At 52.3% G+C, this 22,166-nt stretch carries 18 protein-coding genes; 5 read left to right on the forward strand and 13 right to left on the reverse strand.

Going from position 1 to position 22,166, the window contains the following annotated elements; all coding sequences use genetic code 11:
* Positions 1-16 precede the first annotated feature (16 nt).
* The 7 genes from carA to ribF all read right to left on the reverse strand — a co-directional run bounded on the left by carA (position 17) and on the right by ribF (position 8,452).
* Positions 17-1,153, reverse strand: coding sequence for a glutamine-hydrolyzing carbamoyl-phosphate synthase small subunit (carA, locus tag K6L24_RS17880; RefSeq protein ID WP_062747459.1), 1,137 nt, complete (start codon positions 1,151-1,153; stop codon positions 17-19).
* Positions 1,154-1,623: 470 nt separating this feature from the next.
* Positions 1,624-2,445, reverse strand: coding sequence for a 4-hydroxy-tetrahydrodipicolinate reductase (gene dapB, locus K6L24_RS17885; protein WP_062747455.1), 822 nt, complete (start codon positions 2,443-2,445; stop codon positions 1,624-1,626).
* A gap of 301 nt (positions 2,446-2,746) precedes the next feature.
* The gene (gene ispH / locus K6L24_RS17890) at positions 2,747-3,700 is read right to left on the reverse strand and encodes a 4-hydroxy-3-methylbut-2-enyl diphosphate reductase (protein WP_062747453.1); all 954 of its coding nucleotides are present in this window, start codon (positions 3,698-3,700) and stop codon (positions 2,747-2,749) included.
* A complete protein-coding gene (fkpB, locus tag K6L24_RS17895) occupies positions 3,681-4,151 on the reverse strand; it encodes an FKBP-type peptidyl-prolyl cis-trans isomerase (RefSeq protein ID WP_062747451.1) in 471 nt (156 codons plus the stop codon). The genes ispH and fkpB overlap by 20 nt, the downstream gene beginning before the upstream one ends.
* A gap of 3 nt (positions 4,152-4,154) precedes the next feature.
* On the reverse strand, positions 4,155-4,664 hold the full coding sequence (gene lspA, locus K6L24_RS17900) for a signal peptidase II (RefSeq protein ID WP_062747449.1): 510 nt from the start codon (positions 4,662-4,664) through the stop codon (positions 4,155-4,157).
* Positions 4,661-7,477, reverse strand: coding sequence for an isoleucine--tRNA ligase (gene ileS, locus K6L24_RS17905; RefSeq protein WP_062747447.1), 2,817 nt, complete (start codon positions 7,475-7,477; stop codon positions 4,661-4,663). The genes lspA and ileS overlap by 4 nt, the downstream gene beginning before the upstream one ends.
* Positions 7,478-7,513: 36 nt before the next feature.
* Positions 7,514-8,452 carry a bifunctional riboflavin kinase/FAD synthetase gene (ribF, locus tag K6L24_RS17910; RefSeq protein WP_062747445.1) on the reverse strand — a complete coding sequence of 313 codons (939 nt, stop codon included), beginning with the start codon at positions 8,450-8,452 and terminating at the stop codon, positions 7,514-7,516.
* A gap of 316 nt (positions 8,453-8,768) precedes the next feature.
* Between ribF and rpsT the strand changes: the two genes are divergently transcribed.
* The gene (rpsT, locus tag K6L24_RS17915) at positions 8,769-9,032 is read left to right on the forward strand and encodes a 30S ribosomal protein S20 (RefSeq protein WP_048914793.1); all 264 of its coding nucleotides are present in this window, start codon (positions 8,769-8,771) and stop codon (positions 9,030-9,032) included.
* 155 nt (positions 9,033-9,187) lie between these two features.
* Here rpsT and nhaR read toward each other — a convergent pair whose 3' ends face one another.
* The 6 genes from nhaR to mog form a co-directional block, all read right to left on the reverse strand.
* Entirely contained in the window at positions 9,188-10,081 is an 894-nt protein-coding gene (gene nhaR / locus K6L24_RS17920) for a transcriptional activator NhaR (protein WP_118664662.1), read from the reverse strand.
* A 16-nt stretch (positions 10,082-10,097) separates the two neighbouring features.
* Positions 10,098-11,273, reverse strand: coding sequence for a Na+/H+ antiporter NhaA (gene nhaA, locus K6L24_RS17925; RefSeq protein WP_062747441.1), 1,176 nt, complete (start codon positions 11,271-11,273; stop codon positions 10,098-10,100).
* Positions 11,274-11,442: 169 nt separating this feature from the next.
* Positions 11,443-12,582, reverse strand: a complete 1,140-nt coding sequence (dnaJ, locus tag K6L24_RS17930) for a molecular chaperone DnaJ (RefSeq protein WP_062747439.1) — start codon at positions 12,580-12,582, stop codon at positions 11,443-11,445.
* A gap of 107 nt (positions 12,583-12,689) precedes the next feature.
* Complete coding sequence (gene dnaK / locus K6L24_RS17935) at positions 12,690-14,603, reverse strand: molecular chaperone DnaK (RefSeq protein WP_062747437.1); 1,914 nt, start codon at positions 14,601-14,603, stop codon at positions 12,690-12,692.
* Positions 14,604-14,843: 240 nt separating this feature from the next.
* Entirely contained in the window at positions 14,844-16,148 is a 1,305-nt protein-coding gene (locus tag K6L24_RS17940; protein ID WP_062747525.1) for an MFS transporter, read from the reverse strand.
* Between the two features lie 128 nt (positions 16,149-16,276).
* Entirely contained in the window at positions 16,277-16,864 is a 588-nt protein-coding gene (mog, locus tag K6L24_RS17945) for a molybdopterin adenylyltransferase (protein ID WP_118664664.1), read from the reverse strand.
* Positions 16,865-17,278: 414 nt separating this feature from the next.
* Here mog and K6L24_RS17950 point away from each other — a divergent pair, with 414 nt between their 5' ends.
* From K6L24_RS17950 to K6L24_RS17965, 4 genes are read left to right on the forward strand one after another with little or no spacing between them, the layout of a single operon-like run.
* Positions 17,279-17,878, forward strand: coding sequence for a fimbrial protein (locus K6L24_RS17950; RefSeq protein ID WP_062747433.1), 600 nt, complete (start codon positions 17,279-17,281; stop codon positions 17,876-17,878).
* A gap of 33 nt (positions 17,879-17,911) precedes the next feature.
* Entirely contained in the window at positions 17,912-18,601 is a 690-nt protein-coding gene (locus K6L24_RS17955) for a fimbrial biogenesis chaperone (RefSeq protein ID WP_222681693.1), read from the forward strand.
* 2 nt (positions 18,602-18,603) lie between these two features.
* Positions 18,604-21,051, forward strand: coding sequence for a fimbria/pilus outer membrane usher protein (locus K6L24_RS17960; RefSeq protein WP_062747431.1), 2,448 nt, complete (start codon positions 18,604-18,606; stop codon positions 21,049-21,051).
* A gap of 16 nt (positions 21,052-21,067) precedes the next feature.
* Positions 21,068-22,162, forward strand: coding sequence for a fimbrial protein (locus tag K6L24_RS17965; RefSeq protein ID WP_222681694.1), 1,095 nt, complete (start codon positions 21,068-21,070; stop codon positions 22,160-22,162).
* Positions 22,163-22,166: the final 4 nt, after the last annotated feature.

A 22,166-nucleotide genomic window follows, 5' to 3' on the forward strand; every position in this document is an offset into this window, starting at 1 on the left:
TCTTTCTCTCCCGATCTTATTTCGCGGCTTTAATCAGTTCGATAAAGTGATCGAACAACGGGGCAGCATCGTGCGGACCCGGGCTGGCTTCCGGATGGCCCTGGAAGCTGAAGGCAGCTTTATCGGTGCGGTGAATACCCTGAACCGTATGATCAAAGAGCGAGGTATGGGTCACGCGCAGGTTTGCCGGCAGGTTGCTGTCATCCACCGCAAAACCATGGTTCTGGGCGGTGATCATCACGGTGTTGTTGTCGTGATCTTTCACCGGGTGGTTACCGCCGTGGTGGCCGAGCTTCATCTTCACCGTTTTTGCACCGCTGGCCAGAGCCAGTAGCTGATGGCCCAGACAGATACCAAACACCGGAATATCGGTTTCCAGCAGGCGTTTGATCGCAGTAATGGCATAATCGCATGGCTCCGGGTCGCCGGGACCATTCGAGAGGAAAACACCATCCGGGTTCAGCTTCAGAACGTCCTCAGCAGAGGTCTGCGCAGGAACGACCGTCAGGCGGCAGCCGCGATCCACCAGCATGCGCAGAATATTGCGCTTCACGCCGTAGTCGTAAGCCACCACGTGGAAGGGCAGATCGGCCGCCGCTGCAGGTGCCGGCAGTTCGCCTTCCAGCGTCCAGCTACCCTGCTGCCAGCTGTAAGGCTGGGCCACGGTCACTTCTTTCGCCAGGTCCATACCCTTCAGACCCGGGAACGCTTTTGCTTTGGCCAGCGCCTCTGCCGCATCCGGCGCGTCTCCGGCGATAATGCAGCCATTCTGAGCCCCTTTTTCACGCAGCAGACGAGTCAGCTTGCGTGTATCGATATCGGCAATAGCGACAATGTTGTGGCGCGTCAGATAGTCCGACAGGCCTTCTTCATTGCGGTAGTTGCTGGCAATCAACGGCAGGTCGCGGATAACTAAACCCTGTGCGTGTACCTGAGTGGATTCTGCGTCAGCGGCGTTGGTGCCGACATTGCCGATATGGGGATAAGTAAGAGTGACGATCTGGCGGGAATAGGAAGGATCAGTGAGGATTTCTTGATAACCGGTCATTGACGTGTTGAAAACAACTTCTCCCACTGCCGATCCGGTAGCCCCGATGGCCCGACCGTGGAATTGGGTTCCGTCTTCCAGAACCAATAGCGCTGACTTAATCAAAACATCCTCCAGGGGAATAAACAGTCACAATATCTGCATATTAATTCAGGAATGACCCCAAAATCAATGCAAAAACTGCCTGACTGCTCAGTTTTTGGCAAATTGCGCGCATTCTAATGATCGCCCCCGCTGTTGTCTACCCTGCGAGGCACTTTTTCTGTCATTTTTAACTAACTGAGGATAAAACAGGAACATTTACCCTAAAACCACCACATATCCTGGTGATAAAATCGGTTGCCTGCCTCGGTGTAAATTATTTCATGGCGGTTAATGGTAAAAACCAGACCAAGTGGTCAAAAACAGACAGGAAGAGAGGAAATAAATGCGAAAAAGAAGATATTAAATCAGTTAAGATGCACGGAAAACTTAAAAGCCGTATTTTTACAAAAAACAAAAAGGGCAATAAAATTATTGCCCTTCCAATCAAATAGTTATGATTGAAATAACCACATCACGATGGTACACAACACTTATAAATCATCAAGATTAAGCACATTTCGCATGTCATAAAGACCAACTTTATGCGCCTTCAACCATACTGCCGCACGAACCGCACCATTCGCAAAGGTCATACGGCTTGAAGCCTTATGGGTTATCTCTACTCGCTCACCCACATCTGCAAACATCGCCGTATGCTCACCGACGATGTCACCGGCACGCACAGTGGCAAAACCAATGGTCTGTGCCTCGCGTTCACCAGTGTGGCCTTCACGGGCATAGACCGCATGCTCATTCAGGTTCCAGTTCATGGCGTCTGCTATCGCCTCCCCCATCGCCAGCGCCGTGCCTGAGGGCGCATCCACTTTGTGACGATGGTGCGCTTCAATAATTTCGATATCCGCATAGTCACCCATCACTTTGGCTGCTTTCTCCAGCAGCTTCAGCACCAGGTTAACGCCAACGCTAAAGTTAGCGGCAAATACGATAGCGGTATCCGCTGAGGCGGCTTTGATGGCCGCCTTACCCGCCTCATCAAACCCCGTCGTTCCAATCACCATCGCTTTTTTATGCTGGCGGCAAAAGTCCAGATAATGCAGTGAAGCCTCAGGACGGGTAAAGTCGACCAGTACATCAAAGTCATTCACGACCGCATCAAGGTTATCGGTGATGTTCACGCCCAGCACGCCACAACCGGCCAGCTCGCCCGCATCAGCGCCTACGAGGGAAGATGCTGAACGCACCAGCGCGGCTCCCAGACACGCCCCTTCAGCCTGTACCGTCGCCTGGATTAACTGGCGTCCCATGCGCCCGGAGGCACCCACAATGGCGATACGGATTGCTGCATTACTCATATTTATTCATTCCTGACAGATTTCTATGCATGCACAACGCATCCAGATTAACCAGCGGTTAACTTCTGCGCCACAACTAAAAACGGATAATAAGAATTTTACGCCAGCGCGTGAGGATTATCAGTAAAACAGATTTCGTCAGGATTGGGGAAAGGAAATGATTAAGCATGGCAGGCGTAACGTGGCGTCATCGGCGCAGCGAGTTTGAACAAGGACAGCGCACAACACCCGGAGCGTACACGTAGTACGTGAGGAGTGTGAGCACTGCCCAGCTTCAAAATAGCAAGTAAGATAGCCGCCCTCAGGTGATCTGCTTTACCTCTACGCGCAGTTCTTTCGGCACTTCAAACACGATATTCTCTTCACGCCCAATCAGTTCGATGGCATCAACACCGCCGAGTTCATTGAGACGCTGGATGACCTGCTGCACCAGAATATCGGGTGCGGAGGCACCAGCGGTCACCCCGACACAGCCCACACCTCTGACCCACTCTTCCTGAATATCCTCAGCCGAGTCAATCAGGCGTGCCAGCTTACCGGCACGCTGTGCCAGCTCTGCCAGACGGTTTGAGTTCGAGGAGTTTTTCGAACCAACCACCAGCACCACATCAGCATCCCGGGCCAGCGTACGCACGGCCTCCTGGCGGTTGGTAGTGGCATAGCAGATATCATCTTTACGCGGACCGATAATCTTCGGGAAGCGGGCGCGAAGTGCGTCAATCACTTCACAGGTATCATCAACGGACAGTGTGGTTTGCGTCATAAAGCTCAGGTTGTTTTCGTCTTTTACCTGTAGCTTCCAGACATCTGCGGGCGCTTCAACCAGGTACATGCCCCCTTTCGGGTTATTGTACTGGCCCATCGTGCCCTCTACCTCCGGATGGCCGGCATGGCCAATCAGGATCGCTTCTGTCCCTTTGCGGCTGGCACGCGCGACTTCCATATGCACTTTGGTGACCAGCGGGCAGGTCGCATCAAAGAGCATTGTCAGGTCACGCGCTTTCGCTTCTGCACGCACGGCCTGAGAAACGCCGTGAGCCGAGAAGATCAGGATCGACCCGTCCGGCACTTCAGCAATTTCCTCAATGAAAATCGCCCCACGCTCACGCAGGCTGTTCACCACGTAGCGGTTATGCACCACTTCATGCCGCACGTAGATAGGGGCGCCATACATCTCCAGCGCACGCTCGACAATACTGATAGCGCGATCAACGCCCGCGCAGAAGCCGCGCGGGTTAGCCAGCAGGATCTGCATTGCTCGTCTCCCGTACCGGATCAATCTCCAGCACTTCTACGTCAAAGTGAATAGTCTGTCCGGCCAGTGGATGATTGAAATCCACGGTGATCGAATCCCCGGAAATCTCCCGGATCACGCCCGGCATTTCGTTACCATCCATGCCGCTGAACAGCATGATGGCACCTATTTCCGGCTCCCCGGCCTCGACAAAGTCGCGGCGCGAGAAGTACTGAACCAGATCGGGACTGATGCCGCCAAAGGCATCGGCTGCTTCCAGCGCAAAGGCACATTTATCGCCTGTTTTCAGCCCAATCAAATGGCTTTCCAGCCCCTCTGACAGGCTGCCATCGCCCAGACAAAACAGCGCGGGTTTCCCGTTGCTGCGCGTCGATTCCGCCGTGGAACCGTCCGCCAGCTTTAAGGTGAAATGTACCAGCACTTCGCTGTTACGCTGTACAGAATCGGTCATGCCCTACCCTTTATTCTTAGCCTGTTTACCGGCCGGGCTCAGGAACCCTTCCAGCACGATCAGCGCGGCACCAATACAGATACCACAGTCGGCAATATTAAACGTGGCGAAGTGCCAGTCACCGACATAGAAGTCGATGAAATCCACCACAAAGCCATGATATGACCGGTCAAACAGGTTACCTACTGCGCCACCCACAATCAGCGCATAGGCAATGTTATTCAGTTTACTGGTGGCTGGAGTACGGTACATCATCACCAGCAGCACCACGACGATAGCAATGGCAATGCCGGCAAAGAACCAGCGCTGCCAGCCCCCTTTATCGGCGAGGAAGCTGAACGCCGCGCCGTAGTTGTGAGCATAGAAGAAGTTAAAGTATGGCATCACCGGCATCGATTCGTGCAGCATCAGATTATCCATAATCCACTGCTTACTGGCGAAATCGATGCCAATGACCAACACCACCAGCCACAGCCAGCGTAATCCGGTTGAGAGAACAGGTTTAGTCATCATGCAAACTTACGCTGTTCGCCGCTGCCCGCGACGTTAGTGACACAACGGCCGCACACGTCAGCGTGTTCAGCATTCTGGCCGATATCGTTAGTGTAATGCCAGCAGCGCGGGCACTTCTCGCCTTCCGCTTTGCTCAGGGCAATTTTCAGACCTTTTACCCCTTCGCTTTGCTGTGCATCAGCGGTGGCCTGCGCATAATCCGCAACCTGCGCCCCGGAAGTCAGCAACACAAAGCGCAGCTCCTCACCCAGGCTGGTCAGCTTCGCGGCCAGGTCTGCGTCAGCATACAGCGTCACGCTGGCTTCCAGAGACCCGCCAATCCGCTTATCAGCGCGGGCCTGCTCGATCACCTTGTTGACTTCACCGCGTACTTTCAGCAGTTCTGCCCAGTAACTGTCGTTCATCGGCTGGTTGTCTTCCAGGCTGAACAGCCCGTCAAACCACTCTTCGGTAAAGACATACTGGCTGCGTTTACCCGGCAGGTAACCCCAGATTTCATCGGCAGTGAAGGACATAATCGGTGCCATCCAGCGCACCAGCGCTTCCACGATATACCACAGCGCCGTCTGACAGCTGCGACGCGCCAGGCCATCGGCCTTCGCGGTGTACTGACGATCCTTGATGATATCCAGGTAGAAGGAGCCCATCTCAACCGAACAGAACTGCATCAGACGCTGCACGACTTCATGGAAGTCATAAGCTTCATACGAGGCTACGATATCATTCTGTGCCGCCAGCGCACGGCCAACGGCCCAGCGATCCACCACCACCATCTCTTCCGGTTTCACCCTATCGGTTTCCGGATTAAAACCGGCAAGGTTTGCCAGCAGGAAACGTGCGGTGTTACGGATGCGGCGATAGCTGTCGGCAGAGCGTTTAAGGATTTCGTCGGATACGGCGATCTCACCGGAGTAGTCCGTAGAGGCGACCCACAGGCGCAGAATATCGGCGCCCAGTTTGTTCATCACATCCTGCGGGCTGACAGTATTGCCCAGTGACTTGGACATCTTACGGCCCTGACCATCGACGGTGAAGCCGTGCGTCAGTACCTGACGGTAAGGCGCTTTGCCTTTCATCGCGGTCGAGATCATCAGTGAGGACATAAACCAGCCGCGGTGCTGATCCGATCCTTCCAGATACAGGTCAGGGGCATTGCCGTCAAATTCAGGGCGGGCATCGACGACCGAGTAGCTGGTTGAACCGGAGTCAAACCAGACGTCCAGGGTATCCGGGACTTTAACGTAGTTGTCAGCATCGGCGCCCATCAGGTCGCGGGCATCAAGATCCCACCATGCCTGAATGCCGTCCTGCTCAACCCGCTTCGCCACTTTCTCCATCAGCTCCAGCGAATCCGGGTGCAGCTGTTCGGTGTCTTTATGGACGAACAGCGCCATCGGCACGCCCCAGGTACGCTGACGGGAAATACACCAGTCAGGACGGTTCGCGACCATCGATTCAATACGTGCCTGACCCCAGTCCGGGATCCACTGCACGCCCTTGATCTCTTTCAGCGACTGCGCACGCAGGCCCTTCTGATCCATGCTGATAAACCACTGTGGCGTAGCGCGGAAGATGATGGGCGTTTTATGACGCCAGCAGTGTGGATAGCTGTGGAACAGTTTCTCAACGTGCAGCAGAGCACCCTTTTCACGCAGCAGTTCAACGATCATATCGTTGGCTTTAAAGACGTTCACACCATCCAGCGTCGGGTAGGTTCCCGGCAGGTAGCAGCCATCCGGGCCGACCGGGTTAGCCACTTCGATACCGTATTTCTGACCGATAACATAGTCGTCCGGGCCATGGCCTGGTGCGGTATGGACCGCACCGGTACCGGCTTCCAGCGTGACATGCTCACCCAGCACAACCGGAGAGGTATGGTCGAGGAACGGATGCTGGAAGCCCATCAGCTCCAGGTCTGCCCCTTTCGCTTCGCCCAGCACGGTCCAGGCGGCAACACCAACGCGCTGCATCACGCTCTCAACCATCTCTTTGGCGAGGATCAGAGCACGGCCTTCAATCTGTACCAGCTGGTAGTCGAATTCAGGATGCAGTGAGATAGCGCGGTTAGCCGGCATGGTCCACGGCGTGGTAGTCCAGATCACCAGCGAGATCGGGCCGTCAACATTCGTTGCCGCAAATTTGGCCTGTACCCCCTCTTTATCAGTCGCATTGAACATGACATCGATAGACGGAGAGGTTTTATCGTAGTACTCCACTTCCGCCTCAGCCAGGGCAGAACGGCAGTCCAGGCACCAGTGTACCGGCTTGGCCCCTTTGTGCAGGTGCCCGTTACCGATGATTTTACCCAGCGCACGGATAATATTGGCTTCGGTCTGGAAGTTCATTGTCAGATACGGACGATCCCAGTCACCCAACACACCCAGACGGATAAAGTCGGCTTTCTGCCCTTCCACCTGCTCGGCTGCGTATTTGCGGCAGGCAGCACGGAACTCAGCGGCGCTGACTTTCTCTCCCGGCTTACCGATCATCTGCTCAACTTTATGCTCGATAGGCAGACCGTGGCAGTCCCAACCCGGTACATAAGGCGAGTCATAGCCCGCCATGCCTTTCGACTTAACGATAATGTCTTTCAGAATCTTGTTAACGGAGTGACCAATATGAATGCTGCCGTTGGCGTAAGGAGGGCCATCGTGCAGGATAAAGGTTTTTTTCCCTTTCTTGGCTTCGCGAATGATGCCGTACAGCTTGTCATCATACCAACGTTGCAGCATACCCGGTTCGCGTTTGGCCAGATCGCCACGCATCGGGAACCCCGTTTCCGGCAAATTCAGGGTAGATTTATAGTCACTCATCAGATTCTCGGTTCCGTATGTCGGTTCTGTTTACACTTAAACCGATGCGTTCAGCCCAAAAAAGCGTCGGGCAGTCACCACATCGTTAGCAATTTGTTCTTTCAGCGCATCGAGCGAAGCAAAACGCTGCTCGTTACGTATTTTGTCTCGCAACACCACTTCAATATGGCGGCCGTACAGATTCATCGTCACGTCCAGCAGGTGCACTTCCAGTTGCTGACGTACCCCAGAAACAGTCGGTCGTGTCCCGATATTGGCAACAGCAGGAAGCGGATGCTCAACTAATCCCAGCACCTCAACGGCGTAGACCCCTTTTACCGGGGAAACCGTACGCTTAAGCGGCAGGTTAGCGGTAGGAAAACCAATAGTGCGGCCCAGCGCATCACCATGCACTACGCGGCCGGAAATACTGAAGGGACGACCCAGCAACGCATTGGCCAGCGGCAGGTCATCCTCTGCCAGCGCCTGGCGCACTGCCGTACTGCTTATGCGTTTACCATCATCACAAAAAGTCTGGGTGCTGATGACATCAAAACCATATTCGACGCCAGCATTCTGTAATAACAGGAAATCTCCCTGGCGACCAGCGCCAAAGCGGAAATCATCACCTACCGCCAGGAACTGCACGCCAAGTTTATCCACCAACAGGTCAGCGACAAAACTTTGTGCGGTATAGGCAGCGAATCGGCGATCGAAACGCACACAGAGGACGGCATCAACACCGGCCTGTGCAAGGTAGCGCACCTTTTCCCGCAGACGTGTCAGCCGTGCAGGGGCTTTATCTGCTGCAAACAGCTCCAGCGGCTGGGGCTCAAACAGCATGACCATCACCGGCAAACCACGCTGGCGCCCTTCTTTGCACAGTTGTGCCAGCAGCGCCTGGTGGCCACGATGTACACCATCGAAGTTGCCAATGGTCAGTACGCAGCCTCGATGCTGCTCTCTCAGGTTATGTATGCCGCGGATAAACTTCATGGCTGGCTCAAATTGGTGGAAACCGACGGATTATACCTTGTACAGCCCTGAAGGTTAACCCACGAATACGGGCTTTCATGCTTTCTTCTTACCATTTCGTTCTGTATGGTGCTGATCCGGCGGGGGATGTTATTTTTCTTGTGAATAAGCTGTATTCGCCAGGCCGAAGCTGATAGAATCTTGCGCCATCGAAACGTAATCAAGTGCCACTGTTTGACCGGCGCTTATTTGCACAAATCCATTGACAACCGAAGGCGAAAAGGGCATATTCCTCGGCCTTTGAATTGTCCTCATAGAACTATTTGGGAGTTGGACCTTGGCTAATATCAAATCAGCTAAGAAACGCGCCGTAACGTCTGAGAAGCGTCGTAAGCACAACGCTAGCCGTCGTTCAATGTTGCGTACTTTTATCAAGAAAGTTTACGCGGCTATCGCTACTGGCGATAAAGCGGCTGCGCAGAATGCATTTAATGATATGCAACCAATTGTGGACCGTCAGGCAGCTAAAGGCCTGATCCACAAGAACAAAGCTGCACGTCATAAAGCAAATCTGGCTGCACAGATCAGCAAACTGGCTTAATGTCAGTCTGTTAATCGAGCTTTGATAAAGAAACCGCCTTCTGGCGGTTTTTTTATTGGTGTGTTTTGTACCGCTTGTGGTGCGTACGTCACGCTGGGTTAAAAAAAGCCCTTGCCTGACCCTGGCTCACGGCTGACGATGCGGGAGTAAACAGGCTACACGCCTGAAAATAAATCGCTAAAATCGCTATTACAAATACGCTGTACCGCCGGGTGCTGGATCATTCTTTCGGCAAAAATCACGTGATACTCTTCCATCACCGCATCAATTCTTCCCAGTTCAACAATCCCTTCACGATAAAAATGCTCCCGACCGTAGAGGGTTGGCGCGACAAAAATTGCCTGGTTGGCGGCTCCGAATGCCTTCATCAGCGCCGCATCATCGAATTCACCTAAAATATCCACCGTCAGATCCTGAGATTGCAGCCAGTTCAGTACTTTCCTCCCCAGCATGGAACGGCGGCCGGGGATCAGTAATTTATGCTGGCTCAGGCACGCAGGGAACGGCGCGACCGGCTGCGGCGCATAGCACCAGAAACTGACCGCGCACTCCCCCAGCTTCACTGAAAACAGCCCCTCCTGCAGCGAGGAGCCGACGGAACAGTCAGAGAGGATCATATCCAGCTTATGCTGACTTAACTGTTCCAGCAGCATTTCATGGGTAGATTCAAAGCAGCGCAGATGGATAGGTTCTCCGGCCACCACCGCCGTTTCCAGCACCCTGCTGACCAGCAGCTTGGAGAGCGCATCTGCCACCCCCACATCGAACAGCAGGCTCGCCTCCTTGCGATAGTTAACAATATCCAGCATCTCCTGGCTGAGCGTAAACATGCGGTCGGCATAACGAAAGACCAGTTGACCGAGTTCGGAGGGAACCAGACCACGTCCATGACGTTTGAAGAGTTTTCCCTGCAAACGCTCCTCCAGGTTTTTCAACTGGCCGGTAATAGTTTGCGGCATGAGATTTAATACCTCGGCCGCCCCCACCACCGAACCAGATTTACACACCTGCCAGAAATAATAGAGGTGGTTATAGTTCATCTGCGCCATCGCGGGTCCAGTGCCGTTAGTGCTGCGGCTGCGGACGCAGCTTAAGACGCAGTAGGGTATAACCCAGTACCGCAGACAATACGGAGCCGCTCAAAATACCCAGCTTGGCGAGCGTCACCATCTCTTCGTGTGCGGCATCAAAGGCCAGGGAGGCAATAAAGATCGACATGGTAAAGCCAATGCCACACAGAACGCCCACCGCAGCAATATCAACCATCTTGGTATTTTCAGGCAGCACGGCGATTTTCAACTTCACAGACAACCAGCAAATCAGTGTGATGCCTAAAGGTTTCCCCACCAGCAGCCCGAGAATAATCCCCAGTGGCACCATGGAGAACAGTCCTTCGACCGACACGCCGGTCAGGGAGACCCCGGCGTTGGCAAAAGCAAACAGCGGCAGGATCAGCCAGCTCACCCATGAATGCAGACCGTTGGCCAGTTCAATCGCCGGAGAGTGCCCCTCCTGTTTTTTCAGGGGAATAAACAGCCCGACAATGACCCCGGCCAGCGTGGCGTGAACGCCAGACTTCAGCACCGCCACCCACAACACCATCCCGACCAGCAGATAGACCGACGTTTTACGCACGCCGCACAGGTTAAGTATCGCCAGCACCACGATAGAGGCCGCAGCCACAGCGAGCGACGTCAGAGACAGATCGTTGGTATAGAAGAAGGCGATAATCACAATCGCCCCCAGGTCATCAATCACGGCCAGCGCCATTAAAAACATTTTTAGCGCCGGGGGCACGCGGCTGCCCAGCAGCGCCAGAATACCCAGCGCGAAGGCGATATCGGTCGCCGCCGGGATTGCCCAGCCGTGGATCGCCAGCGGGTCGCTGTGGTTTAACGCAGCGTAGATTAATCCCGGTGCGACCATACCGCCGAGGGCGGCAATCAGCGGGAACATCGCACGCTCCCGCCCTTTCAGCGAGCCCATCATCAGCTCGCGTTTTACTTCCAGACCGATCATCAGGAAGAACAGCGCCATCAGCGCATCATTAATCCACAGCAGCAGATCTTTATTGATCTCCAGTGCGCCGAAGCGGAACTGCACCGGCATCGCCAGAATGGCCTGGTAGTCCTGTTGTGTACTGGCATTATTGGCGAGAAACATGGCAACGGCAGCGGCAACAATCAGTACCACACCGCCCGTGGCGTCGTTTTTTAACAGTTTTTTGAGGAAAAGGTTCATACAGGCTCCGCTGAATATCCCAAAGATAAGAGGATCTATAACTTAGCGGATAGCATACGCGGTTAAACCGCTCGAAAAAAACAGTTTATACAGGCAAAAAGGATCGATATTTACGAGGTATCAATAAGAAGGGCCGATCGGTTCATCGATCGGCCCTCAGGCTGGATAATTAGCGGGTTAAATCATCAAAGAATTTTTTTACGCCATCAAAGAAGCTTTTAGAACGCGGGCTGTTTTTCTCACCGGATGGACCGCCAAAGCTTTCCTCCAGTTCACGTAGCAGCGATTTCTGCTTCTCATTCAGGCTGACCGGGGTTTCGACCACTACGCGGCACAGCAGGTCACCCTGTGCACCACCGCGTACGGATTTCACACCCTTGCCCCGCATGCGGAACAGCTTACCGGTCTGCGTTTCCGCCGGAACCTTCAGCTTCACGCGGCCATCCAGCGTAGGGACTTCGATTTCTCCCCCCAGTGCCGCCATCACAAAGTTAATAGGCACTTCGCAGTACAGGTTATTCTCTTCACGTTCAAAGATATTGTGCTTACGCACCTGCACCTGGACATACAGATCGCCCGCTGGCGCGCCCTGCTCACCCGCTTCCCCTTCGCCAGTCAGACGAATGCGGTCACCGGTATCCACGCCCGCCGGAATTTTCACCGATAGCGTCTTCGAACGTTCTACCCGGCCATGACCATGACAGGCATTGCACGGATCTTTAATGACCGAGCCGCGACCATGACAGGTCGGACACGCCTGCTGCACAGTAAAGAAGCCCTGACGCATCTGAACCTGGCCCGCACCATGGCAGGTTGAACAGGTTTGCGGCTTGGTACCCGCTTTCGCGCCACTGCCGTGGCAGACATCACACTCTTCCAGCGTTGGAATGCGGATCTCTTTGGTCACGCCGCGTACCGCTTCTTCCAGCGACAGCTCCATGTTGTAGCGTAAATCAGCGCCACGAGCGGCACGCTGCTGACGGCGGCCTCCGCCAAAGATATCGCCGAATACGTCGCCAAAGATATCACTGAAGTCAGCACCGCCACCGCCACCGAAGCCACCGTGACCGCCGCCCATACCACCCTGCTCAAAAGCAGCATGGCCATACTGATCGTAGGCCGCACGTTTCTGCGCATCGGTCAGAATTTCGTAGGCCTCTTTGACCTCTTTAAACTGCTCTTCGGCACCTTCACCCTGGTTACGATCGGGGTGAAACTTCATTGCCAGGCGTTTATAGGCCTTTTTGATCTCACGCTCATCCGCAGATTTGGATACGCCTAAAACCTCGTAATAGTCTCTTTTCGCCATTGTTGTTGATCCTGCCCTTAACATGCGTGCACGGGCGTAGGATTTCTCCGACGCCCGTGCTGGTGATCAATGGCGCATCACACGCCACCTTGCCCGCTCAAGGGCGATTATTTTTTGTTGTCTTTCACTTCTTCAAATTCAGCGTCGACAACATCATCATCTTTCTTCGCACCGTCAGTAGCCTCTGCTGCACCGCCAGCGGCCTGCTGCTGCTGTGCGAACTCCATCAGCTTACCAGACACTTCCATCAGAGCCTGGATCTTGGCTTCGATTTCCGCTTTGTCTTCGCCTTTCAGCGCCGTGTTCAGATCGGTCAGTGCGGCTTCGATAGGCGCTTTGTCATCGGCTGGCAGTTTATCGCCCGCTTCATCCAGCTGCTTACGCGTGCTGTGTGACAGCTGATCGCCCTGGTTACGTGTCTGCACCAGCTCTTCGAACTTACGGTCAGACTCAGCGTTAGCTTCTGCATCACGCACCATTTTTTCGATCTCTTCGTCGTTCAGACCGGAAGATGCTTTGATGGTGATCTTCTGCTCTTTACCGCTGTTTTTGTCTTTCGCAGACACGTGCAGAATACCGTCAGCATCGATGTCGAAGGTCACTTCGATCTGAGGTAAACCGCGTGGTGCATTCTGGATACCGTCCAGGTTGAACTGACCCAGTGATTTGTTATCCGCAGCACGTTTACGCTCACCCTGCACAACATGGATGGTCACCGCAGACTGGTTGTCTTCTGCAGTTGAGAACACTTGGCTGTGTTTGGTCGGGATCGTGGTGTTCTTGGCAATCAGCGGAGTCATCACGCCGCCCATGGTTTCGATACCCAGTGACAGCGGGGTAACGTCCAGCAGCAGAACGTCTTTAACTTCACCGGCCAGCACGCCCCCCTGAACCGCAGCACCTACCGCTACCGCTTCATCCGGGTTCACGTCTTTACGTGGCTCTTTACCGAAGAACTCAGCTACTTTCGCCTGCACCATTGGCATACGAGTCTGACCGCCGACCAGGATCACGTCGTTAATGTCTGAAACAGACAGACCCGCATCCTGCAATGCGACTTTCAGTGGGTCGATAGAGCGAGCCACCAGGTCTTCAACCAGTGATTCCAGTTTCGCACGGGTCACTTTAATGTTCAGGTGCTTAGGCCCGGTTGCATCTGCAGTGATGTACGGCAGGTTAACGTCGGTCTGCTGCGCAGAAGACAGCTCGATCTTCGCTTTTTCTGCCGCTTCTTTCAGACGCTGCATGGCCAGCGGATCGTTGTGCAGATCGATGCCCTGATCTTTCTTAAACTCAGCCACCAGATAGTTAATCATGCGGCTATCGAAGTCTTCACCACCCAGGTGGGTATCACCGTTGGTAGCCAGAACTTCAAAGGTTTTTTCGCCATCTACTTCATCGATTTCGATGATAGAGATATCGAAAGTACCACCACCCAGGTCATAAACCGCGATAGTACGGTTACCCTGACCTTTATCCAGACCGTATGCCAGTGCGGCTGCGGTTGGTTCGTTGATGATACGTTTTACTTCCAGACCGGCGATACGACCGGCATCTTTCGTTGCCTGACGCTGCGCATCGTTGAAGTAAGCCGGTACAGTGATAACCGCTTCAGTAACGGGTTCACCCAGATAATCTTCTGCTGTTTTCTTCATTTTTTTCAGCACTTCGGCTGAAATCTGTGGCGGAGCCACGCGCTGGCCTTTCACGTCCAGCCATGCGTCACCGTTGTCAGCGCCAACGATTTTGAACGGCATGATTTTCAGGTCACGCTGAACTTCTTCATCCTGGAAGCGACGGCCAATCAGGCGCTTAATCGCAAACAGGGTATTCTGCGGGTTGGTTACGGCCTGACGTTTAGCAGGCTGACCTACCAGCGTTTCACCGTCCTGGGTGTAAGCAATAATGGAAGGTGTGGTACGATCCCCTTCCGCATTTTCCAGTACACGCGCTTTGCCGCCATCCATGATAGCTACACAAGAGTTAGTTGTACCCAGGTCAATACCAATAATTTTACCCATCTAAACATCTCCCACTTAAATTCAATTCAAATCAGCCTATGAACCATTAATGTGGGCATTTTTTACAGTTTCAACTGCTCGCCCTACGCTTTTTTTCCAGGTCCGTAGCCTCGGATGCCAACTAAGATGGGGCCGGGCAACGCGGCATCAAGGGGCAGAGGAAAAAAAATTTTCACTTTGCCTTTCTAACGAGAACGGGCCAGCCTGAGCTGACCCGTTATAACGACAGGTAAAAGCACACTAATGCAGGCTCACCTGCTTCAACAGCGCCTGCTGCCCTGCACGCCCGCGCAGCCAGAGTCCTACCAGCACCCCTATCCCCGCCAGCGCCAGAACATAATAAGCTGGCGCCATCGGCGTCAGCTTCAGCATCAACGTCAGGGCAATCGGCGTTAACCCGCCGAAAATGGCATAGGCAATATTATAAGAGAAGGAGATGCCGGTGAAACGCACTTCCGCCGGGAACGCACTGACCATAACAAACGGCACCACCCCCACAACACCAACGCAAAGCCCTGCCAGCGCATAGGCGGCAAACAGATATTGTGGTTCCTGTGCAGCAATATGAAAGAAGGCCCAGCTGGAAAACGCCATCAGCAGACTACCCACAATCAGAGTCGTTGACGCGCCGATGCGGTCGACTAATGCACCAGCAATGATGCAGCCAAAAATCAGCATCACCGTCGCCAGGCTGTTGGCCTGCAGCGTCACGGCAGCGGGCAGACCATGCAATTTTTGTAACAGCGCAGGGGCCATTAACAGCACCACCACAATGCAGGCCGACAGCAACCAGGTCAGTAGCATGGAAACGACCACAGCATGCGTGTGCCGTAACAGGACGGTTTTTAACGGCAACTCTACCGACAGCGCCTTGCGCTGCTTCATCTCGATAAATACCGGCGTTTCATGCAGCCAGCGGCGCAGGTACATAGCCAGCAGGCCAAAACCGCCCCCTAGCAGGAAAGGAATGCGCCAGCCTGTTTCGGCGATACTTTGCGTACTCATGGTGGTGGTAATCAGCGTGGCAACCAGCGATCCCAGCAGGATGCCAAAGGTCAGTCCGGCCGTCAGCGTTCCACAGGCAAAACCAATCCGCTTTTCCGGAACATGCTCGGCAACAAAGACCCAGGCACCGGGCACTTCACCACCAATGGCTGCTCCCTGCAGCACACGCAGCAGTAAAAGCAGCAGCGGTGCCGCCAGTCCGATGGAGGCAAAAGTCGGGAGCAGCCCCATGGCCAGGGTTGGTAACGCCATCAGTAAGATGCTCAGACTGAACATTTTTTTGCGGCCGAGGCTGTCACCAAAGTGCGCCATAATAAGGCCGCCTAAGGGACGGGCAAGATAACCGGCAGCAAATATCCCAAATGTCTGAAGCTGACGCAGCCATTCGGGAATGTCCGCAGGAAAAAACAGTTCGCCGATCACGCTGGCAAAAAAGATGAAAATAATAAAGTCGTAAAACTCCAGCGCGCCACCCAGCGCGGCCAGAGTTAACGTCCTGTAGTCCTGTCGGTTGAGATGACGAGCATGATTGAGAGGCATCATTTTTTACGAAAGTCCAGAGCCAGAGAAAAAACGTATAATCAGAATATGTAAAGCAGGAATGACTATACCGTCAATTATCCGCAACAGCAGCGTGCGCTGGATCATATGCGTGAAAAAATCATTTTTTAGCTGTTTGTTTCGCGACGGGCGCTTTTGGGGCGAAATGCTGCTACCACCTGCGGATCAGTCTCGATATACGGCCCTTCCAGCAGTTGAATGCAGTAAGGGACACTGGCGAAAATCCCCGGTACCTGCGTGAGGCCTTCACTGTCCTTCAGGCCCTCCAGCGTTTCCTGAATCGACTTCGGCTGACCGGGCAGATTGATCACCAGGGACTGCTTACGGATCACCGCCATCTGGCGCGATAAAATCGCCGTCGGCACAAAGTTCAGGCTGATCTGACGCATCTGTTCACCAAAGCCAGGCATCTCACGATCGGCAATCGCCAAAGTGGCATCGGGGGTCACATCCCGCCGCGCCGGGCCCGTTCCGCCCGTGGTGAGGACAAGGTGACAGAACAGTTCATCGACCAGCTCACAAATCGCCTGCTCAATCATCGGCTGCTCATCAGGGACCAGCCGTTTTTCGATCCCGAAGGGCGAAGTCAGCGCCCGGGATAGCCAGCTCTCCAGAGCAGGCAGCCCCTGGTCCTGGTAAAGACCATTGGCAGCCCGATCGGAGACAGAAATCAAGCCTATACGTAATGTATTCATTTAGTTATCGCCATTCATACCCGGCATAACAATACAGCCGGTGGGGGTAAGAGTGTCTTCACAAGAATACACTGAAGTAGGGAAACCTGGCAAAGTAGCAGGCAGCGATTTTGCAAAAAAAGGCATCGGAAATAAAAAGAAAAGGAAAACTCAACATGCACACAATTAAAAAAAGATCGCCTGTGTTTTTCTAATTCAAAAAATTCAGCCCTGCGAGTTATCGCTTTTTTTGCCCCTATAAGAATAGTAAAAAGCACTAAAATCCGCGCCACTCTATCAGATACAAGGATGTGCCATTATTAAATAACTGACCGGTGAAAACGTAAAACTTAATACATCCTCAACCTCGACCCAGAAATCGAGGCGGGAAACCCTGTAAAAAATCATCATGTCATTTAAGAAACAGAGGTAAAAATGAAAAAGATCATTTTGAGTACGATATTACCCGTAGCGTTATTCAGCTCGATGAGTCACGCAACAACCAATGTTTCAGGGGGAACCATTAATTTCTCAGGTGCGGTAACGGATGCAACCTGTACTATTAATGGCAATAGCTCGGCCAATCTTTCCGTCGCGCTGAATCCGATCAGTGCCGAACAGGCAGGAACGGCAGAAGGTTTAATTGACGTAGGTAAAAAGGCCTTCTCGCTGGATTTTTCCAATTGCTCATCGGCTAAAATTGGTAAAGTGGCTGACGTAGGTACACCGACAGCCACCCCTGGCCTCCAGATGCAGTTCTCCTCTCCGAATACCATTTCCAATGACGGGAAATACCTGATCAACCAGGAGACTGACCCTGAGGGTAATCCACGCAATGTCGGTATCGCTATTGTTTTACAGAATACCGAAACACGGCCCATTATTCTTAACCAGATGCTGGATACCAAACTGGCCGGGACATCAGCAACCCCGGACACCATTAACTTCTATGCTAAATATTATAAAGTGGGTACACAACCGGCCGAAGCTGGTGTGGTCAGAACGATGGTGACCTATAACATCACCTACCTGTAATTTTTAATAAAAAGATTATTGAGTGATTGTTCTATGAGTCGTATTTTACTGTTACTTTTTTTGTTCCCTTTTTTATGCCACGCCAATGTGATTATCAGCGCGACGCGTGAGATTTATCCTTCCGACAGCAAAGAAGTCTCTGTTCAATTGCTCAATAATGGTTCTGATCCGTCACTGGTTCAGGCGTGGATTGATGATGGTGACCCTGACTCAACCCCGGAAACAGCGAGAGTACCGTTTCTGTTGATGCCGCCTGTGGCAAAAGTCGCTGCACACAGTGGGCAGCAACTTAAGATACGCTATATGGGTAGCACGCTACCTACCGATCGTGAATCTGTTTTCTATCTTAATGTGCTGGATATCCCTCCTGTACCCGAAAACCTTAAGGGAAAAAGCGTGATGCAACTGGCGATTCGATCCCGTATTAAACTCTTTTTCCGTCCGGCCGGGTTAAAAATATCGCCAAAAAAAATGATCGATAACGTCACGCTCACACAGCAGAATGACAGCATTATATTGCATAACGCGACGCCTTATTTTTTAACGCTATCGGGTATATCGCTTAATAAGACAGGGAATATTTTGAAAAGTGGTCTGATGGTTACCCCCTTTTCTCAACAGTCATTGAAAACCAGCAAGACAATCATCAGCGGAACACCTGTTACTCTTGTCTATATCAATGATTATGGTGCCAGTGTTGAATTGCAGAAAAAAATCCAGTAACGATGCCTAATTTTAAAATAAATCGCATAACACTGCATCTGGCGTTAATATTCTCTTTACTCCTGAAACAGCAGACCACTTATGCCGTCACATTTAATACTGACTTCCTGGTGGGAAAATCCAGCCATGCCGATTTATCTCGCTTCTATCAAAACAGCGATCTGGCTGCCGGTAATTATGATATCGATGTTTATATTAATGGTGACTGGAAAGGGAAATATAATGCGAATATCGTTAGCAGCACGACCGACATCCGAATAAAATCACAAGAATTTACACGAATGGGATTAAGAAAAGTCCTTGAAGATCCCAAGAATGGAAAAAGTGAATTCCTTAATGTCTACTCCCTTGATAAAGGAATCAAGAGCAGCTTCGACAGCGGTCAGCTGAGACTGGATTTAAGTGTGCCGCAGCAGGAGATGGACACAAAGTGGCAGGGTTATATTGACCCTAAGTTTTGGAGCCAGGGTATACCCGGCCTGACACTCTCCTATCAGGCAAACTATTATCACTCTACTTCTAACAATCACCAACATGAGGATAATGGTTATATCTCATTAAACAGTGGATTAAATCTGTTTAACTGGCAACTTCGTGACAACAGTTCATATAATTACTCCCGAACGGGAATATCAAAATGGCAAAACAATACCCGTTATGTACAGCGAAACATCAGCAATATAAATTCTCAGCTACGTGTTGGTGACAGCTACACCACGTCAGATCTCTTTGATTCCTACCGTTTTCGCGGTATCAGCATGGGGACAGATACCCGCATGTTTCCTGACTCCATGCAGGGGTTTGCGCCCATCGTTCATGGGGTGGCACAAACCAATGCGCTGGTGAAAATCATTCAGAATGGCGTGGTGATCTATCAGCAAAATGTCTCGCCAGGCCCCTTCGCGATTAACGACATTTTGCCCACGGGATCAGGGGGCGACCTGAACGTTGAAGTCGACGAGGCCGACGGCCACATTCAGCGGTTTACCGTTCCCTACTCGTCGGTTCCCGGTATGTTGAAACCCGGCGTTAACGTCTATAACCTGGCGATGGGTAAAGTGCAGATCCCAGGCGTCACTGTCCATCCTGATTTCATTCAGGGTACCTGGCGAAGGGGGATGTCGAACCTGTTTACCGCCTATGCTGGCGGGATCTGGAGTAGCCATTACAGTTCAATTTTGCTCGGTACAGGACTTAACCTGCCCCTGGGAGCCCTGTCCTTTGACATCACGCAGGCACGACAGACGTCATACCGCCAGGTAGAGAGCAGCAGCGGGCAGAGTTTCCGTCTCGCCTACAGCAAGTTCATCACCGATACGGGGACCAACTTTGCGCTGGCCGCCTACCGCTATTCAACCAGTGGCTTCCTGACGATGGAGGATTCGGTGCAGAGAGAAAGTGACGGCACCAGTCAAAACAACAACGTCACGCTTAACCAAAAAAACAGCTTTAACTTTAACGTGAATCAAAACCTGGGAGGGGCAGCGGGATCACTGTTCCTATCCGGTACAATAAGAAACTACTGGGGAGGAAAGCAGAGCAGCAAAGAGTACCAGGTAGGTTATTCAAATACGCTGTGTAATGTGGCCTTTAATACTTCCGTCAGCCGTACCCGGGATAACAATAACCATGAAGAGATGCGTTACTACGTGGGCTTATCCATCCCCTTCACCGTCTTCGACTCACCCATGTATTTGTCGACCAACTCATCCTTCACGCAAAACCACTATGACAACAGTGATGTCGGGTTAAGCGGCAGTGCCGGTAAAGCTAATCAGTGGAATTACAACATTGATATGGCGAACAGCCAGGGTGGCAAGACCACCACCAATGCCAATGTCGGTTATCGCGCTACGGCCACGACCATGAACGCCTCATGGAGTGAATCTTCGTCCTTTAATCAGGAAGGGGTGGGCCTGACAGGAAGCCTGGTGGCCTATCAGGGTGGCGTACTGTTTGCCAATCAGGTTGGCAGCACCTTTGCCATTATTGATGCTCCTGGCGTGGTCAACGCCGCGGTCAATAGTGATGCAACTATTGTCACCAATAGTAGCGGGAAAGCCCTGGTGCCTTATATGTCGCCTTACCGCAAAAATGCGATGACACTGGATACGACTAACCTTGACGACAATGTACAGCTGCTGGGCAACCGTAAAGATGTCGTCCCGTATGCCGGTTCAATCAGCTATGTGAAATTTGAAACCGACCAGCGGAAGAGTTTTATTTTTTATGCAGTTGATCAGGCAAACGCGCCGTTACCGTTTGGCGCTATGGTCACAAACAGTCAGGGTAATGAGCTGGGCTATGTCGGGCAGGGCAGCGTGATCTTTGTGCATAGCGAGCAGCTGCCGGATAAGGTCATCGTTCATTTCTCCAGTGAAGATGCACGCATTTGTACCATTACCCATCCGAAAACCAGTCTGTCAAACGATGTCAATCACTGCCAGTAAACAGGGAAGCGTTAATATGAAACGGCCTATCCATCCCCCCTTTCTCAATCCGCCAGGAAGCGTGCTAATCGCCTTTATTTTCCTGTTTTTTCTCCCCTCCCCGGCAAGGGCGAACTGTTTACAGAACTCCGCGTTTGACGCGCCAACGCTCTATTACGATGCCACTACATCATTGAACCTGACAGGCTATGCATCGGTATCCGGGCGAACAGATTATCCGGGAACCTTCAAATGTAGTAGTCCTGCCTGGGGAATTATTGGGGGGAAGAACAGCGTAGATAATTCCAGTCCGTATGCCAAAAATACACTGTATCTGAAGTTTCCGGGAAACGCGTATGTCAGCGTGTCGGTTACCGATCTCGCCCCGGAGGAGACCCATCCCAAAGTGGGTACCAACAATGCGACAACCATCGATGCCAGCTTTACGGTTAATCTGAAACTGCTTAAAACCACCCCTACACAAAATGTGATGACGGTGAATGGCGACACGGCCTTCATTAACCCTATTGTGTTAGCACAGGACAGTACTGGCCTGACGATTATTCAAAACATTGCCAGACTGGTGGGTGACTTCGCCTATTTCATTTTTCACTGGAGCTGGCCAAAGCATGATTATGATATTTACTACAAGCCTATGCAGATAAAATTTATCAAGCGCGTTACCACCTGCAGCTTTGATGATGACAATAAAATCGTCAGGCTAAATAATATCAGTCTGCCAATGCTGGCTAACGGAAACCTTTACGGGAAAGCATTTGAACTGAACTTTACCTGTACCGATCTGCAAAACGGTGTCACCAGCCGCAGCGTGCTGGCCTATCTCAGTAGCAATAATGTGTCGACAACGGATAACACCACGCTGATTTCCCCCGACGGAGGGAGTGCAGGAGGGGTAGGTATCCGTGTATATAAAAATAATACCCCCATCATATTCAGCCCGTCCGCCACCGATCAGGGTGATGCGACAGCGTTATTTTCTTTTTCTGCCAGTCAACCCTTAGCACCAAAACTGTCGATTCCATTAACTGCCTGGTATCACGTTTATGATGCGAAAGCACTGTCCAGCGGACCGGTCAGAACAACGGCCGTGGTCAATTTTGTCTATGACTGAAGCA

It is taken from the genome of Erwinia persicina (assembly GCF_019844095.1).
GTDB lineage: Bacteria > Pseudomonadota > Gammaproteobacteria > Enterobacterales > Enterobacteriaceae > Erwinia > Erwinia persicina.

Excerpts from the sequence above, each read along its gene's own strand:
- dapB (WP_062747455.1), bottom strand. The coding sequence starts at position 2,445 with ATGAGTAATGCAGCAATCCGTATCGCCATTGTGGGTGCCTCCGGGCGC.
- ispH (WP_062747453.1), bottom strand. The coding sequence starts at position 3,700 with ATGCAGATCCTGCTGGCTAACCCGCGCGGCTTCTGCGCGGGCGTTGAT.
- fkpB (WP_062747451.1), bottom strand. The coding sequence starts at position 4,151 with ATGACCGATTCTGTACAGCGTAACAGCGAAGTGCTGGTACATTTCACC.
- lspA (WP_062747449.1), bottom strand. The coding sequence starts at position 4,664 with ATGATGACTAAACCTGTTCTCTCAACCGGATTACGCTGGCTGTGGCTG.
- ileS (WP_062747447.1), bottom strand. The coding sequence starts at position 7,477 with ATGAGTGACTATAAATCTACCCTGAATTTGCCGGAAACGGGGTTCCCG.
- ribF (WP_062747445.1), bottom strand. The coding sequence starts at position 8,452 with ATGAAGTTTATCCGCGGCATACATAACCTGAGAGAGCAGCATCGAGGC.
- nhaR (WP_118664662.1), bottom strand. The coding sequence starts at position 10,081 with ATGGCGCAGATGAACTATAACCACCTCTATTATTTCTGGCAGGTGTGT.
- nhaA (WP_062747441.1), bottom strand. The coding sequence starts at position 11,273 with ATGAACCTTTTCCTCAAAAAACTGTTAAAAAACGACGCCACGGGCGGT.
- dnaJ (WP_062747439.1), bottom strand. The coding sequence starts at position 12,582 with ATGGCGAAAAGAGACTATTACGAGGTTTTAGGCGTATCCAAATCTGCG.
- dnaK (WP_062747437.1), bottom strand. The coding sequence starts at position 14,603 with ATGGGTAAAATTATTGGTATTGACCTGGGTACAACTAACTCTTGTGTA.
- K6L24_RS17940 (WP_062747525.1), bottom strand. The coding sequence starts at position 16,148 with ATGCCTCTCAATCATGCTCGTCATCTCAACCGACAGGACTACAGGACG.
- mog (WP_118664664.1), bottom strand. The coding sequence starts at position 16,864 with ATGAATACATTACGTATAGGCTTGATTTCTGTCTCCGATCGGGCTGCC.
- K6L24_RS17950 (WP_062747433.1), top strand. The coding sequence starts at position 17,279 with ATGAAAAAGATCATTTTGAGTACGATATTACCCGTAGCGTTATTCAGC.
- K6L24_RS17955 (WP_222681693.1), top strand. The coding sequence starts at position 17,912 with ATGAGTCGTATTTTACTGTTACTTTTTTTGTTCCCTTTTTTATGCCAC.
- K6L24_RS17960 (WP_062747431.1), top strand. The coding sequence starts at position 18,604 with ATGCCTAATTTTAAAATAAATCGCATAACACTGCATCTGGCGTTAATA.
- K6L24_RS17965 (WP_222681694.1), top strand. The coding sequence starts at position 21,068 with ATGAAACGGCCTATCCATCCCCCCTTTCTCAATCCGCCAGGAAGCGTG.